This window comes from Mesorhizobium sp. ISC25 (assembly GCF_042295465.1).
In the GTDB taxonomy this organism is placed as follows: Bacteria; Pseudomonadota; Alphaproteobacteria; order Rhizobiales; family Rhizobiaceae; genus Mesorhizobium.
The window spans coordinates 5,137,516-5,152,439 of record NZ_CP135441.1 but is presented as its reverse complement, the minus strand read 5'-3'; the positions used below and the strand labels follow the sequence as shown (position 1 = coordinate 5,152,439).

Genomic DNA, 14,924 nt, shown 5'->3' with positions numbered 1-14,924 from the left:
TGTCGAGTTGGTTGCGCGCGGCTTTGCGTCATCAGAGGCGCAAGGCGGTCGCGTGTGAGGATTGCGCGGTCCCATAGGCGGTTTCGGCATGTGCCTCACCTTCGACATCGACATTGCGGCCAAGCAGGAAATCGGCGGCTTTCGAGGCATGGCTTGCGGCGCGGAAGATGGCGCGGTTGTCCTCGCGCAAAACCGTCAGCCATGAGCCGATGTAGTCCGCATGGCGCACGGTCGGCTCGATGCCGAGACTGCTGCAGATGAAGGCTGATGCGATTTCGGCGACGAGTTCCTCGCGCGCATAGGTGTTGGACCCGAAGGAGCCGGTAGGTCGCGCGCGAGTCGCCTCGGGTGGCCGGTCCAGTGGCCAAGCTCGTGAAAGCAGGTCCGGTAATAGTCGATCTGGTGGAAGAAAGCCCGCTGCGGCGGCACCTGTATGGTGTCGCTGCCGGGCATGTAGAAGGCGCGCTCGCCGCCGATGCGAAAATCAGCGCCGGTTGCATGAATGAGCGCCTCGGCGTGCGGGACCATCTCGCGCTCAGGCAGAGGCTCGCCGGCGTCGTAAAGATGTTCGGGCAGATTATCGCACTGCGCGACATTGAAGACGGTGAAGCGCTTCAGGAAGGGCACCGCCTGCGGTTCGTCGCCATCGGTGTCGGCGCGTTGCTTTTCGTTCTTGGGAACAAAGCGGTCAGCGTGAACGATGGTGGTGCCGTGCTCGCCCTTTCTGACATTGCCGCCAAGCGAAAGCGCCTGCCGGAAGGTGAGCCAGTTCTGGCTGGGGAAACCGCGCTCGATGACCGCGCCCCACAGGATCAGGATATTGATGCCGGAATATCGGCGCTGGGTGGCCGCATTCCGCGGCAGGCCGAGGCCTGTCCTTGCCCTGCCCCACGGCTTGACCCATGGCACGGTGCCGCGCTCCAGTTCGGCAATGATGCGGTCGGTGATTTCCTGATAAAGGCTGGCGCCGGTGCGCCCGCCACTGTCTGCGCCAGCCTGTCGGCTGCCGCAACGTTTGTTGTTTGCACGCATCGTGATGTCCTCCGCTCTACAATCGCGCGCCCTCCCCGGAAGCGGGGTGGGCGGCAAAAGCGACCGGAAAGGCCCGCCGTCGGAGGCGGACTGCATCAGCAGGACCGGAACGGAGTGGAGGACCCGAAAGCGACAAGCGAAGGGTTGCGGGACGCCGCGGCGGGCCTAGAAGGGAGTGCTGCCCACCCTGCGCCAGGGGGAAGGCCACAATAGAAAGACGCCGGCCGACAGGCCGGCGACCGTCAGCAGCCGAAGGCTGCCCCGCGCCAGGGGGCGATGCCGCAGGGCCAAGACCGCCTGAGCTTGCCGAAGAAAAGCGGGCTCGGTTCACGAGCACCCGGCCAGCGACTTCAGGCGCGGGCGCTCAGGATTGTTGTTGGCGCCCACGGCAGCTGGATGACCGCAACAAGATTACGAGGAGCGACAGCAAAGCCAGCTGCCACAAACGGCACGCTCCGGCAACAACAGCGTGGCCGGTCTACAGATGCTGCCCCGCACGAGAGCCAGCACGCTTTGAGCGCGCATCGGCGATGCAAGCGTTGCAAGCTGGCCATGTCCACAAGGTCGGCGACCACTATATCGCCGACCACCAACGCGGGCGTACCGTCTAAGTGCAGACCTTTCGCGAGTGCGCGGACGCGCGCATTTCATCTGCGATGGCCGGATCTTGCATTCCCGCTTGAGCTGCTCAACGTCAAGGCCTACACGCGCTGCGATCTTGAGAGTGACCCTTCAACTGGGGGAAATCATAAGGGCGCGGTGGAATTCGTCGAACTTTCCCTGTTTTCTCGAGGCGAGTGCGGCAAAGGCTGGGAATTGGGAATCCGGTCCCAGGACCGGGAACTGTTTGATCACAAGCTTCAGATTGGGTTCATGCTTGAGGCTTTTTGGTAGTTGATATCAGCCAGTCTGCAATGCGGACAGTTGTGGTAGTCATTGAATATGACCAGAACGGCATCGCCTTGCGGGTTGCCGGCGATTGGCGAAGAAGATCGTTGTCGAATGCGCCGCTCCACTTTTGCCTGCGGTCGACCACGCCTGCCGGTGCAGGTTCGCGCTATATTGGCTCGCCAGCAAGGCGAGGAGTAAAAGAAGAGCTGCGACAGTGATGGCAGTCGGCTTAGACATGAGTCTCCAATCCATGGACGGCGTGGCAGCAACGGCCCGCCTTTTTGGTGTAAAATGGGTCGGTTTTGATCGTGCCCCGCAGTTGCTACAGGCGCACAGGTGCCGGTGCGATCTGGCGGTTTCTCAAATACGGCTTTGCGCCATCGGGTCCACCCCAATAGCTGAGCGTCGTTCGCACGGGGAATTGTGTTCACCACGCCGGGCGACTTGACCGTCCACCGCCAGAGCGCTGAACGGTCCGCTAGTGAGGCGCTCCCCGAATCGTCGTTTATCCCGCTCGCCCCGGACCGGGTGACAGCCAGCGTTGCCGCTACGCTGCGGAGAAAAACCGTCAGCGCGTGGCATTCGGACATAAGCTGATCAACGCCAAGAATAAGCCCCACGGAGGTGACCGGTGCGGCCGGAACAAGAAAGAGCGTTGCAGCCATTGTGACGAGGCCTGCACCGGTAATGCGGGTTGTTCCGTTCGAAGGGAACAATGCGACAAACAGCATGAGGATCCGGCAGCCGATCGGGAGATCAGTTTTCGTCGCTTGGGCGATGAAAAGGGCGGCGAGCATCATATTCGTGCCGTCCAGATTGAATGGAATGAGACCCACGACCGAATGCGTGGCGCCGGCCTTTTCCATCTTCTCCATGAGCGAGGCCAGCGCGGCCTCTGAGGAGGACATTGCGAGCAGCAGCTCGTCCTTGATGTATCGGACGAGAGAGAAGAGCGAGCGGCCGTTGTAGCGGCAGACCGCGCCGAACAGGACCGAGAGGAACAGGACCGAGAGGAACAAGACTTGCAGGATGTCGCCTTCCGCGAAGGCACTGGCAATCGTTGACGGGATGATGTTCATCAGGAAGCTGGTCACGGACTGCTCGTGAGCCGTGGCCACATAGCCCTTAACGGCTTCGACATCGAGCGAGGCCGGATCGATGTTGAGGCCGGCGCCAGGCTGAACGATATTCGTGACAATCAGCCCGACAACAAAAGCGAGCGTCGAGAAGGTGAGAAAATAGACCATCGCCTTGGCGGCAACTCGGCCGACCTTCTGCAGATCGCTCATGCCGGCAATGCCGGTCGCTATTGTCAGGAAGATGACAGGTACGGTGATTATCTTGACGACCTCGACGAAGGCATCGCCGAGCGGCTTCAGGCTGTGGCCGGTCTCCAAATGGAAATAGCCGATTGCGGCACCCAGGATTATGGCGGCAAGTACCTGCACGTAGGTCCGGGCAAAATGGCGCTTGCGGGGCGCTGCGATCGCGCGGGGAACTCTTGGAACCAACACCGTCTCTCTCCTTGACCGGATCGGGGTGGGGCTCCTCCCTCTCCCATGCAGTGCTCCGGTCGAACGCTGCGCCCACTTCGGCGCAAACGATGTGCCAAATAGCAAAGAGGGGAAAACGCGCAGGACCTCACGCAATGTTTGCGATTCGCTCTCCCACACTCGTGCAGTGGTTGCCTGTCGCAACTATGGAAGGCTAAATTCTTGGGAATTCCAAAGGTCGCTCTTTGCGTCGGCGCAGCTTGGCTGCCTGGAAGGTTCCCTCTTTGCCTTGCGGTCTGCGAGCAGGGTCCAGATGGTCATCATTTGGCTGCGCGCCGCACGGGGCTCGAAAGATTCAATCGAGGACGGGTCCTCTTGGAAAACGGGGGCGGCGTTGGTCAAGCCCTTCCACCCTGCTGTCCCAATGGTGTTCAGAAGCTCAGTTCACGATCAAGCGATGGATCAGCGTCATCTGGCGTTTGCGCCATCGCGCGGCGTTGCAGCGGGTCTGCCAAAGATGAGCAAGCCGCGAGGCAAGGTCCGAGACCTAGACTCCAACCTCATAGCGCGCTCGGCTCGCCTTAGGAAGGTTCGAACCGCAGCACGATCAGGTGGCGACACCGTTGGTCGGAACCGGAACCCGACGAATGATCGTTCGTGACCGACATCTGTGAACAAGCAGTATGTGTCATTGCAATCACCACCCATTGCGCGGAAATGCCCATATGGCCGTGAATGAACTGGATTTGGTGATTTTCCAGATGGCGGTGGAAAGCGTCCGCTTGCTCTCTTCAAGCTTTGATGAGAAGGCGGCTGAGATAGCCACGAGGAGCCGTGGTAGCCTTCTTTTTGACGTGCGGGTGGACGGTGACCTGGAGGTCCAGCGAGTCGCAGCCATTGGATATCCAGGCGACAAGATCGGTGTGGTGGCATTGGACCGAGAGGGCCTTGTTAGCTGTTGTTGCCTTGTCAATGGCACCTTCTCACCTTTCATTGCACCGTTGGAGAACTGGACCAGCATGCCCCTTTCGATGCAGGCCCAGATCGATGTCACAGGCTATGCGAGGCTCCTTCTGGCCGCCTTGCGAAATGCTGGACATATGCTGGACAGGTAGCATCGCCGATGATGTCTGTGATGAGATGGTGCAAACGGATGGACGAGGCGATCGCTTGCTGGCAGCTTTGGCAACAAAGCGATCGGTGAGTTCGCAATGCTGGAACACGTCCTTTAGACTCTGCAGTTAAGTTAGCGGACTACCATCTGACGAATGCCCTCTGACAGTCTGCATGGCGCGGCATGCCCTCTTAGGAATGCAGCCGTGGTTCTACACCATCGGCTGTTTTTGTGTCGAAGGGGCACGCATGAACGAAGGAAGCGGCCGCCAACAGTTCCTCCAACTCGCGTTCGGTGGCCTTGCATGCCGACATTAGTGTTCGGATGGTGCGGATCGCCTGCGCCATGGAGAGAAAGCGGACCCTTCCCCTGGAAAGGACATAGGCTTCGGCGGCTTTTTCGACGGTGACGGTGTGAAACGAATTGGTCATGACGAATTCCTCCCTGAACCCTGACCAACCCGACTTATGGCACGAATTCGACCGCCTTCAAGCCTATGTCCGATTGCGGACAATCGCTGCGATTCGTTCAAAACCGCTGATGCTTTTGGGCGACCTGGTGAAGGGCAAGGAGACGTCGGCTGAACCCGTTTCAACCCGACATGCTTCAGGCAGCGGCCAGGCCGAAATAACGCTGCTCCTCCTTGTCATAAGCGCCATGTGTGAGCTTTATCAATCCGGCACGATCGTGATCTCGCCGCGCTTGGCGTGCACCAGTCCTCGATACTCAAGCATTTGCAGGGCCGTGGTGACCCCGGGCGGTGGGCGCGAGCATGGTCGCCAGAAATTCATGCGTCGGGAGGATCTTATCTCCTTCCGCACGGTCGTGGACCATCAGCTGCCAGCGGGCCAGCCGTTCTTCGATCTTGGAGTGGCCATTGACCAGTGCCGTCCGGCATGATTGGATGAGGAACGCGTGGGCATAGTCCAGCACTGAGGTGCGAAGCGACGGGCTAATCGCAGGGCGAAGGTTTTCAACCGGCAGGCGCCAGGTATTGCTTTCCTTTCCGAGAATGACGGCAATTCCTTTCATCCCGTCATCGCCGACAATGCCGACTTCACCTTGCCGCCCGCCGGTCATGGTGGCGACCACCGACGCGATGCCCCTCTCGGGAAAATATACGTTCTTGATCGGCTGATGCGCGACCTCCAACTTGTCCTTGATGCCCGGTTCGACGTGATGCAGCGATGGTCGCAAAAGCGCGAAGTCCTGCGGGGTGAGGGCTTCAGCACCTGGTCGCGAAAGAGGGATCGGGCAAGGCTCTCTTCCAACGGGGCAAGAGCGCGTACGTCTTACTGTCGGCTGCACCGAAGTAAATGCCGGCCGATGCCAAAGCATAGGCTTCGAAACGCGCGATTGCAAAGCCCTGTCGGGGCAGTGCAGTCATGCTAGAAGTCGCGCCGCCTACGATAGGCAGCGGATGACATGATTCCCTTCTTCGGCGGCCACCAAGAACGGCTCGGGCACGCTTTAATCGTTCATACACAAGCTCGCAGGAATGTAAGCAGCGGAACAATCGGGTGATTCGTACCGCCCTGCCCTTTCAGAGATCAAGTCATTGGACGTCAATTCGGCTGGAACGCCTCGTCGAACGGCCCAGGAAAATGCAGCCGGATGAGCAATGGTGGTTCACCTTATGTGCGGTCCCGGATATGCGGTCCGGCGGCTCATCTCCCAATGGCTTGTCGATGGGGAAGTGGAACTCGTCATGTCGCCGCGAACCGTCACCGCGCTAGCGGGGCTCTTTTGAAGACGCCGGTGTTTTTCTTTGTGGAACTGAATCTGTGAGGTGATTGATGCATGAATCAAACATTTGCGTATTTCCGCTGCATCGGCGACGTATATTGGTCGAAAGTATCGCCCAGGCCCTCGAGACCAAGAACGGCGAGGCGGCGAGTGCGTTCTGGCGCTGTTCTGCCAAGAAAATGCTCATTCAATTGTCCGATGTAGGAATTGCGCCAGAGCTCGCTGCGCAGGAGGTTGGAAGCCTTCTTCATGCGGTCTTGGACGACATGGCCAACCGAACGGTAATGCACAAAGCATAGGCTCGGGCGCTGTTGGACCGCGCGTCAGCTCGGGTCCTTATCAGGGGACTGCTCCGACTGGCCGACGGTCCGGCCAAACCGGCATACCGGCAAAGGTTTGAGGTTGCGATCGCTCACGGCGGCCGGTCCAATATTCTAAGACGACCTCAGAAGCCACGTTGGCTTCTTTGGACGAAGCGGAGGGGCGCCATTTTGGCGTGCTCACGCTGGACTCCGGGTTGCGCCTACGGAAATCCAAAGTCCGGCCGCGCGAGCCAATCGACCGGAACAGTCGAAAGCTCGTGGGGGCGGGTCCGCTCACCCTCACGGCGGCGGTGGCGGCCGTGAGCAGACTTAACTCAAGTCACGGCTGAGCATCCGCAGGCGCTATGCCGATTGGATGAGAACTGGTTGCCACAACACCGGCCCGTTGAGGCGTCCCCTCCAGCGGATGCGCAAGAGACTGGCGTAGGAAATATCGAGGAAGCCGGCGACTGCCTCGGTGTTGCCGACCTGCTTGGGCTGTCCGATACGTGACAACGGCCAGGTCGCGAGACGAAGGATCCTTTCGATGCGCGTATCTGTCACCGTTACGATCCCGGAGAGATTGTTGGCCAAGCCGAATTCGATGATCCCCGCGAAGAGCTCGTAGGTTGCTTGGGCCAGGCCGCCAGCTGCCTTCGGCGCTGTCGCAGGGAGATCGAGCGCGAAACGACTACTCTCCCAGACATCGGCACTCGCAGGGACCACCATCTCATCCAGCAGCGTCGGAAACGTATCGCGCAACATTGTCGGTCCGGTGGTCGGCAAAAGGCGGACGCAGCCGCAAGTTCGCCAATCGGACCCCTTGAGAAGCAGGTAGACGGGGTTCAGGCTGTCAAACGGGTCCGTTTCCATTTCGCCTTCGGTCTGCACTTCCCAATCGAGCCGCTTCTTGAAAACCCGATACCTAAGTCCGTGCATTTCCTTGAGTTCGCTCGCAAACTCGGCGTAGCAGTCGGGTGTTATCAGCTGCATCATTGTCGTCTCCGTGCGGGATGTGTCCACGCAATCGAAGGGCAAAGCCGTCATGAATGCAGCCTGTAGACCTTTACAGCTAGACTTGGAGAGGATCAGGATCTCGCCCGAGCAGCCATCCGCACTACGGCCTGGTTGATGGTTCGCACGCCAAGCTTCGCCTTGGCGTTTTCCTGATGGAAGGTCACGGTGCGTTTCGAGACACCGAGAATCTGGCTGATATCCCAGGCCGACTTGCCGCACGCCGCCCATTTCAGGCACTCGAACTCCCGCCGGGTGAGCGTTATGCCATCTACCACGCAATCTTCGGCGAGCCTGCGCCGGGCATGGATATGAACGTTGATCGCAACCAGTTGCATTGCTTTTTCGTAGCGCGTCAGCGACCTCAGAAATGGCGGATGCGCCTCGTTGGAGGCGAAGGTCAGTGCGGCGAACCGGCCGCGATGATCATGCATCGACATGGTCAGTCCGCCGCGAATGCCGAACTCAGCTGCTTTTTCCAGGACTTCCTGCTGAGAGGTCGGCAAATAACGGTGATCGCGGTCCACACCCCAGTCGAAGGTATCCCAGCCCCGCAGTCCCCGCAGGATCACGGGATCCACGCTGTGGTAGCGCTGTTGCAGGTAATGTGATGTCCATGATGATGGATAATTCGAGATAAATCGTGGCCTGTCGCCGGAAGCGGATGGGTAGGTGAAATAAGCGAAGAGCGGAAAGTCGAACCCGGCTGCGGCGGACGCCATTGCCTCATGGAGATCGACGGCATCGACGCTTGCAGAGAGTTGCTCGACCAAGGTTTCAAATACGCGATGCATCTGCGCTTAGCGTACCTCGCGGAGGTTGCTGGAAGCCGACGGAGACGTGGTTCTAAATGATGGCCTGTCCCTGCAGGGCATACGACGCGCCGCCGTCATCACCGCAATTGCTGTGCTGCTTCCGATTGGAGAGAGCTCCGCCCACCTGACCAACTACCAATGGGTGATATTGCGACGTTATCGATGAGCCGCGTGTCGCCAAGCCAAGCCGCAGCAAGCAAGCGTGCCGGTCGGTCAAGGCTTGCTAACGATTGCAGGTCTGTTTCTCCGCGAAGCTCCAGGTATTCGAGCTCGCGATAGCCGGCAGCCAGAATTGCTGCACGCGCTTCATCAAGCGTAGGCAGGATGGGGGAGCCGCGTGCAAGCCGCTCGGCCGTATCGAGCAGGACCGATGCTAGTTTTGGGGCAATGGCGCGTTGGGCTGGGGAGAGCCGCACGTTACGCGACGATAGCGCAAGACCATCGGCTTCGCGGACTGTCGGACAGGGCACAATAGTGATCGGAATGTCGAGATCCCGGACCAAGCGCCTGACAAGCTGAAGTTGCTGAAAATCCTTTTCGCCAAAAAAGGCGAAGTCAGCGCCGGCCTGCAGGAAGAGCTTGGCCACGACCGTCGCCACGCCATTGAAATGGCCGGGCCGGAATGCGCCGCAAAGGCATTCGCTGATGCCGGACACTGAAACGGCCGTGGCGAAGCCCACCTGGTACATTTCCTCTGTGTCCGGCACATAGAGCAGATGCGTGCCCAGCAGAGCGAGCTTGGCAGCATCGTCGCTTTCCGTCCGAGGGTAGGCAATCAGGTCGGCGGGGCTGTTGAACTGCTTGGGGTTTACGAACAGCGTTACGATCACCCGCTCGGCCCTTTCGAGCGCCTTCCGCACGAGGCTCAGATGCCCGTCGTGCAAGGCTCCCATGGTCGGCACAATACCGATCGTGGCACCCGAGCGACGCCATTGCGCAACGACGCCGCGCAGCTCGCTCACGGTTCGAGCGATCGGCACGCTCATGTGAAGTCACCGGCCTTAAAGGCGTTGACATAGAGATGTTCGACCGCCGGAAAGTGCCGGTTCCGCACATCGGTGGCGTAAGCGGCGATTGCCGCCTCAGCCTGCTCACCGAGCTCGGCATAGCGTTTGACGAACTTCGGCCGAAATGAGGTGAAGAGCCCGAGCATATCGTGGCTCACCAGAATCTGGCCGTCGCAAGCTGGCGAGGCACCGATGCCGATTGTGGGTATGTCGATATCGGCGGTTATCTGCCGTGCAAGCTGCTCCGGTATCTTTTCCAGCACCAAGGAGAAGGCGCCCGCTTCGGTTACCGCCCTGGCGTCGCGCCTGATCCGCTCTGCATCGGCTCCCCGGCCCTGCACACGATAGCCTCCAAACGTGTTTACCGCCTGCGGCGTCAGGCCCACATGGGCCATGACAGGTACGCCGCGCGCGGTAAGGAAGCGGATGGTTTCCGAGATGGTCTCGCCGCCCTCGATCTTTACCGCTGAACAACCGGTCTCACCCATCACGCGCGCAGCGTTGCCGAAAGCGTGCTCTGGGCTTTCCTCATAGGAACCGAAGGGCAGGTCGACGACCATCAGCGCGTGTTCAAGGCCGCGCCGAACGGCCTGTCCGTGCATGATCATCATGTCGAGCGTGACCCCCAGCGTCGACGACAGGCCGTGCAGCACCATGCCGACGCTGTCGCCGACAAGAACGATGTCGCAGTGGCGATCGAGCAGCCTCGCGACCGGCGTGGTGTAGGCCGTCAAGCATACAAGTGGCGTCTGGCCTTTTCGCGATCGAATATCTGGAGGAGTCATCCCTTTTATCTCACCAGCCGCGCTCAACCGAGGCCCCTTCCCTTACGTTACCAACAGCGGGTGTCGCGTTTGGCATATTTTTGTGCGACTGCGAAGAGCTAAAAGCAGCGCTTGAGTACTCCGGTGTTGACGTGCTGGCTGCCAAGGTTACATTCAATCGATTAAGGCGCTCCGTTGGGCCAACCCGCTTTCGCAAACATGGATCCTCAGACAAGAAGAACCAAGAAAGGCAAAGCCGCCGTCAAAGCTGACGAAGCCAAAGTGGACCTGACTGCCGTCGTGGTCGCCGTAAACGACAGTGAGCCCTGTGTCCTCACAGTCGGTCATGCGGACACCCTCCCTTCTGGACCTTTTGCCCTTGAGCATCGATCACTGCAGTCGGGTTTGAGGGGGTGGGTGGAGCAGCAGACCGGCCATGCACTTGGATACATCGAGCAACTCTACACCTTCGCCGATCGCGATCGCATCGGCACTGAGCGCCACCAGCGCGTCATCTCAATCAGCTATCTCGCATTGACCAGGAAGGAACAGGCAACGAACTCGGCCGCGTGCGGCTGGCAAAGTTGGTACGAATATTTTCCCTGGGAGGACCACCGCTTCGGCACGCCGCCTGTGCTGCTCGATAGATTGCGGCCCCGCCTGATTGAGTGGGCCGGCGGCGCCAGCGAGCCGACCACTCAACGCGAGCGCCGGCAGCGCGCTGCGATAGCCTTCGGCTTCGACGACCGCCATTGGAACGAGGAACTCACGCTCCAACGCTACGAGTTGCTCTATGAAGCTGCTCTGATTGAGGAGGCCGGTGGCGGCAGGGACGCGATTGCGGCCGCGGCTGGCAAACCAATGGTCGCTGACCACCGTCGTATTCTGGCAACCGGGATCGCGCGGCTGCGTTCGAAGATCAAATACCGGCCGGTCGTGTTCGAGCTTATGCGGCCTTCCTTCACGCTGCTGCAACTGCAGCGAACCGTGGAAGCTTTGGCTGGCAGGCTGATCAACAAGCCGAACTTCCGGAGATTGGTCGAGCAGCAGGAACTTGTTGAGGAGACCGGGGAGACCTCCCTCGACACAGGCGGACGACCGGCGAAGCTTTATCGCTTCCGGCATGCCGTCCTCGACGACAGGGCTATCGCCGGGACAAAATTACCGCTGGCGCGGGCTTGACATACTTATAGTCAAGGTAGATATATTCCCTTATTGTCAAACCGAATATAATCGAGGCGCCAATGACTGGGGCGTTACCCATGGCTGCGTCCCTGTATGAGCGTGTCCGGCGGGTGATCCCACCCGTTGAATGGCCCACGTTCGCCGGCGATATTGAAGCCATCTTAGCGCTGAAGCGTGAGCGCAATGCGGTGGTGCTGGCGCACAATTACCAGACGCCCGAAATTTTTCATTGCGTGGCAGACATCGTCGGCGACAGCCTGGCGTTGGCCCACAAGGCGGTGACGGTCGACGCCGACATCATCGTGGTTGCCGGCGTTCATTTCATGGCCGAGACGGCAAAACTGCTCAATCCGAACAAGACCGTGCTCATCCCGGATCTCCGCGCCGGCTGCTCGCTGGCCGAATCGATCACGGCAAACGACGTGCGGCTAATGCGGCTGCGGTATCCGGGGGTCCCCGTTGTTACTTACGTCAACACTTCCGCCGCCGTAAAAGCGGAGTCCGACATCTGCTGCACGTCCGGCAACGCCAAGGCGGTGGTGGAATCGCTTGGCGTGGCGCGTGTGCTGATGCTCCCGGACGAATATCTGGCGAGGAACGTGGCAGCCGATACAGACGTCGAGATCATCGCCTGGAAAGGCCATTGCGAGGTGCATGAGCGCTTCACCGCAGCAGACATCCGGGAACTGCGCGATGCCCATCCAGGCGTCATCGTGCTGGCCCATCCAGAATGCCCACCAGACGTTGTCGCGGAGGCGGAGTTCTCCGGCTCGACCGCGGCGATGTCGGATTATGTCGAGCGTGAGAAACCGACGCGTGTCGTCCTTCTGACCGAATGTTCGATGAGCGACAACGTCGCGGTCGCGCATCCCGACGTCGAGTTCGTTCGCCCATGCAATCTGTGCCCGCACATGAAACGCATCAACCTGGCCAACATTCGCGCCGCACTCGAGCAGAACCGGCATGAGGTCCGGATTGATCCCGAAATTGCCGGCCCCGCCCGCCGCGCGGTCGAGCGCATGCTTTCCCTATGAGTCTGGAGGTTCGCGACATCGCCGGGGCGCCGGTCGTCATCGGCGGCGGCATTGCCGGCCTGATGACGGCGCTTCATCTGGCGCCGGAACCGGTCGTGCTTTTGACCAACGCGCCGCTTGGAACCGGAGCCTGCAGTGAACTTGCCCAGGGCGGTCTTGCGGCAAGTCTCGGGGGCGACGACGGCCCAGATTTTCACCTTTGCGACACGATAGCTGCCGGCGACGGACTCTGCGATGAGGCCACGGTGCGGCGAGTGGTACGAGCTGCACCCGAAGCGATTAGGACGATCCAAAGGTTCGGCGTCGACTTCGACCAGCACCCTGACCGCGCGTTGCGACTTGGGCTCGAGGCGGCACACTCGCGACGGCGGATTGTGCATGCAGCCGGCGACGCCACCGGTCGCGAGTTGGTGCGCGCGCTCGTCGCCGCGGTTCGGCGTACAGCCTCGATCACCATTATCGAAAATGTGGAGGTCCGCCGGCTGGTCGTGCAGGACGGGTCGGTCATCGCCGTGGTCGCAGCAGGACGAGCCGGCGCGCTCGCTCTGCCCACGCGTCGAGCGGTGCTGGCGACCGGCGGCGTCGGCGGGCTGTTTTGCGACACGACAAACCCCGCTGGCTCATGGGGTCACGGGCTGGCGCTCGCCGCATGGGCGGGGGCGGAACTCGCCGACTTGGAATTCATACAGTTCCATCCAACTGCGCTCGACGGTCCGCGCCGGCCGATGCCGCTGGTGAGCGAAGCCGTGCGTGGCGAAGGCGCGGTGCTCATCGATGAGCGAGGAGAGCGCTTCCTCGCCGACACACCTGGCGGTGAACTTGCGCCTCGCGACGTCGTAGCGCGCGCCATTTGGCACCAGCTTGCCGTTGGACGCCGCGTATTCCTGGACGCACGGCAAAGTCTCGGCCCGAGATTTGGCAAGCGTTTTCCAGGCATCGCCGAATTGTGCCGGAGCGCAGGAATCGACCCCGCGACCGACCTGATCCCGGTGCGCCCGGCGGCACATTATCACATGGGCGGCGTCGCCGTAGACAGCGCCGGCCGCAGCTCCATCGAGGGATTGTGGGCCTGCGGTGAGGTGGCCTGTACCGGCCTGCACGGCGCCAACCGCCTGGCCAGCAACTCGCTCACCGAAGCGGCGGTCACCGCGAGCTGGGTTGCCGAAAGCGTTGCCGGCACGTCGTATACCCGGCGACCGCGCAGATGCTCCACATTCGTCCCTCCACGACCAGACGCTTCCGTGGTCCGCCCGATTGTCTCCGCCGCCCTGGGTATCATCCGCGACGGCGAGGCAATGCGCGAAGCGGTGGCGACCCTGCTGCCGATCGCAGCCAATAGTGTCGCTGCCTCTGGTCCGGCTTTGGTCTCACTGATGATCGCCGCGGCGGCCCTGAGGCGGGAAGAGAGTCGAGGCGCGCACTGTCGGTCCGATTTCCCGCTCCACGATGCCAACGTGCGCCCATCACGGCTGACACTGCACAGCGCAATGCGGGCCGCGGCCGCACTCGATTGCCGGGCTACCATACGGAGCACTTGATATGACTTCATTCTCCCCCCTCCCCGCGACCCTGATCGAACCGATTGTGCGCGTTGCGCTCCTCGAAGACCTGGGCAGATCCGGCGACCTGACCACCGATGCGGTTATCCCGTATGATTGCACTGCCACGTTGGTGCTCAAAGCGAGGCAGGCGGGCGTCGTTGCCGGGCTCGATCTGGTCTCGTATGCCTTCCTTCTCGTGGAACCGGCGATCAACATCCAGATCTGGCGCCCTGATGGCAGCGAGGTTGGGGCCGGGGAAACCATTGCAAGATTGTCCGGACCCGCACGAGGCCTGCTCACGGCCGAACGCACGGCCCTCAATTTCTTATGCCGGCTGAGCGGCATTGCCACTGCCACAGCGGCCATGGTTGAGGCCGTGCGCGGTCACAAGGCGAGGATTGTATCGACGCGAAAGACGACGCCCGGGCTGCGGGCATTGGAGAAATACGCCGTGCGCGTCGGCGGCGGTGCCAATCACCGGTTCGGCCTCGATGACGGCGTGCTCATAAAGGACAACCACATCGCGATCGCCGGCGATATCCGCACAGCAATAGAGCGGGCGCGCGCCGCAGCAGGGCATATGGTGAAGGTCGAGGTCGAGGTCGACACGCTGAAGCAGCTCGATGCAGCGCTCGCGATTGGTGTTGACGCGGTGCTGCTCGACAATATGTCGGTCGAGGATCTTGCCCGCGCGGTTTCTATAGTGGATGGCCGTACGATCACCGAGGCGTCCGGTCGGGTGATGCCGAAAACGGCGGCGGCGATTGCGGCGACCGGTGTCGATCTCATCTCCATGGGTTGGCTGACGCACAGCGCCCCGATCCTCGACATCGGCCTGGACATGCCGGACCACCAGAACATCTGCAAGCACTTGAACTGAGGATTACGGCGTGAGGAGCAACATCAGCTCGGCAGGCGTAGGAGGTGCTGGAAAGACGTGCCGCAGCTCGCCTTTAGCGAGTGCGCCCCAAAGCCAAGAAGGCGTA

At 61.0% G+C, this 14,924-nt stretch carries 12 protein-coding genes and 2 pseudogenes; 6 read left to right on the top strand and 8 right to left on the bottom strand.

What is annotated here, in order from left to right:
• Positions 1–31 precede the first annotated feature (31 nt).
• Together RQ479_RS25250 and RQ479_RS25245 are read right to left on the bottom strand one after the other, a co-directional pair.
• Positions 32–1,032 (bottom strand): annotated as a pseudogene (locus RQ479_RS25250) (ArdC family protein).
• A 1,251-nt stretch (positions 1,033–2,283) separates the two neighbouring features.
• A pseudogene (locus RQ479_RS25245) lies at positions 2,284–3,437 on the bottom strand (cation:dicarboxylate symporter family transporter).
• 704 nt (positions 3,438–4,141) lie between these two features.
• On the opposite strand from RQ479_RS25245, the gene RQ479_RS25240 reads away from it, so the two are divergent.
• Positions 4,142–4,531, top strand: coding sequence for a hypothetical protein (locus RQ479_RS25240; RefSeq protein WP_024505560.1), 390 nt, complete (start codon positions 4,142–4,144; stop codon positions 4,529–4,531).
• Positions 4,532–4,721: 190 nt separating this feature from the next.
• Here RQ479_RS25240 and RQ479_RS25235 read toward each other — a convergent pair whose 3' ends face one another.
• Positions 4,722–4,961: a hypothetical protein gene (locus RQ479_RS25235; RefSeq protein ID WP_024505561.1), complete on the bottom strand. Its 240-nt coding sequence runs from the start codon at positions 4,959–4,961 to the stop codon at positions 4,722–4,724.
• A 295-nt stretch (positions 4,962–5,256) separates the two neighbouring features.
• Positions 5,257–5,727, bottom strand: coding sequence for a Crp/Fnr family transcriptional regulator (locus tag RQ479_RS25230; RefSeq protein WP_245265413.1), 471 nt, complete (start codon positions 5,725–5,727; stop codon positions 5,257–5,259).
• Positions 5,728–6,326: 599 nt separating this feature from the next.
• Here RQ479_RS25230 and RQ479_RS25225 point away from each other — a divergent pair.
• A complete protein-coding gene (locus RQ479_RS25225; protein ID WP_032899751.1) occupies positions 6,327–6,575 on the top strand; it encodes a DUF6074 family protein in 249 nt (82 codons plus the stop codon).
• Positions 6,576–6,941: 366 nt separating this feature from the next.
• Here RQ479_RS25225 and RQ479_RS25220 read toward each other — a convergent pair whose 3' ends face one another.
• The 4 genes from RQ479_RS25220 to panB form a co-directional block, all read right to left on the bottom strand.
• Positions 6,942–7,574 (bottom strand): acyl-homoserine-lactone synthase, encoded by a 633-nt coding sequence (locus tag RQ479_RS25220; RefSeq protein ID WP_024505563.1) that lies wholly within the window; start codon positions 7,572–7,574, stop codon positions 6,942–6,944.
• Between the two features lie 92 nt (positions 7,575–7,666).
• The gene (locus RQ479_RS25215; protein ID WP_024505564.1) at positions 7,667–8,386 is read right to left on the bottom strand and encodes a LuxR family transcriptional regulator; all 720 of its coding nucleotides are present in this window, start codon (positions 8,384–8,386) and stop codon (positions 7,667–7,669) included.
• A gap of 98 nt (positions 8,387–8,484) precedes the next feature.
• Positions 8,485–9,393 (bottom strand): pantoate--beta-alanine ligase, encoded by a 909-nt coding sequence (panC, locus tag RQ479_RS25210; RefSeq protein ID WP_024505565.1) that lies wholly within the window; start codon positions 9,391–9,393, stop codon positions 8,485–8,487.
• Entirely contained in the window at positions 9,390–10,226 is an 837-nt protein-coding gene (gene panB, locus RQ479_RS25205; protein ID WP_024505566.1) for a 3-methyl-2-oxobutanoate hydroxymethyltransferase, read from the bottom strand. The genes panC and panB overlap by 4 nt, the downstream gene beginning before the upstream one ends.
• 171 nt (positions 10,227–10,397) lie before the next feature.
• Between panB and RQ479_RS25200 the strand changes: the two genes are divergently transcribed.
• From RQ479_RS25200 to nadC, 4 genes are all read left to right on the top strand, one after another.
• Positions 10,398–11,360 carry a membrane protein gene (locus tag RQ479_RS25200; RefSeq protein ID WP_024505567.1) on the top strand — a complete coding sequence of 321 codons (963 nt, stop codon included), beginning with the start codon at positions 10,398–10,400 and terminating at the stop codon, positions 11,358–11,360.
• A gap of 62 nt (positions 11,361–11,422) precedes the next feature.
• Positions 11,423–12,397, top strand: coding sequence for a quinolinate synthase NadA (nadA, locus tag RQ479_RS25195; protein ID WP_024505568.1), 975 nt, complete (start codon positions 11,423–11,425; stop codon positions 12,395–12,397).
• Positions 12,394–13,935: an L-aspartate oxidase gene (locus tag RQ479_RS25190; RefSeq protein ID WP_024505569.1), complete on the top strand. Its 1,542-nt coding sequence runs from the start codon at positions 12,394–12,396 to the stop codon at positions 13,933–13,935. The genes nadA and RQ479_RS25190 overlap by 4 nt, the downstream gene beginning before the upstream one ends.
• 1 nt (position 13,936) lies before the next feature.
• Positions 13,937–14,818 (top strand): carboxylating nicotinate-nucleotide diphosphorylase, encoded by an 882-nt coding sequence (gene nadC / locus RQ479_RS25185; protein ID WP_024505570.1) that lies wholly within the window; start codon positions 13,937–13,939, stop codon positions 14,816–14,818.
• The last annotated feature ends 106 nt before the right edge of the window (positions 14,819–14,924 follow it).

Bases quoted from the DNA above. Each gene is read 5' to 3' on its own strand.
- panC (WP_024505565.1), bottom strand. From the start codon at position 9,393: ATGAGCGTGCCGATCGCTCGAACCGTGAGCGAGCTGCGCGGCGTCGTT.
- RQ479_RS25220 (WP_024505563.1), bottom strand. From the start codon at position 7,574: ATGATGCAGCTGATAACACCCGACTGCTACGCCGAGTTTGCGAGCGAA.
- nadC (WP_024505570.1), top strand. From the start codon at position 13,937: ATGACTTCATTCTCCCCCCTCCCCGCGACCCTGATCGAACCGATTGTG.
- RQ479_RS25235 (WP_024505561.1), bottom strand. From the start codon at position 4,961: ATGACCAATTCGTTTCACACCGTCACCGTCGAAAAAGCCGCCGAAGCC.
- RQ479_RS25225 (WP_032899751.1), top strand. From the start codon at position 6,327: ATGCATGAATCAAACATTTGCGTATTTCCGCTGCATCGGCGACGTATA.
- RQ479_RS25200 (WP_024505567.1), top strand. From the start codon at position 10,398: ATGGATCCTCAGACAAGAAGAACCAAGAAAGGCAAAGCCGCCGTCAAA.
- RQ479_RS25240 (WP_024505560.1), top strand. From the start codon at position 4,142: ATGGCCGTGAATGAACTGGATTTGGTGATTTTCCAGATGGCGGTGGAA.
- nadA (WP_024505568.1), top strand. From the start codon at position 11,423: ATGACTGGGGCGTTACCCATGGCTGCGTCCCTGTATGAGCGTGTCCGG.
- RQ479_RS25215 (WP_024505564.1), bottom strand. From the start codon at position 8,386: ATGCATCGCGTATTTGAAACCTTGGTCGAGCAACTCTCTGCAAGCGTC.
- RQ479_RS25190 (WP_024505569.1), top strand. From the start codon at position 12,394: ATGAGTCTGGAGGTTCGCGACATCGCCGGGGCGCCGGTCGTCATCGGC.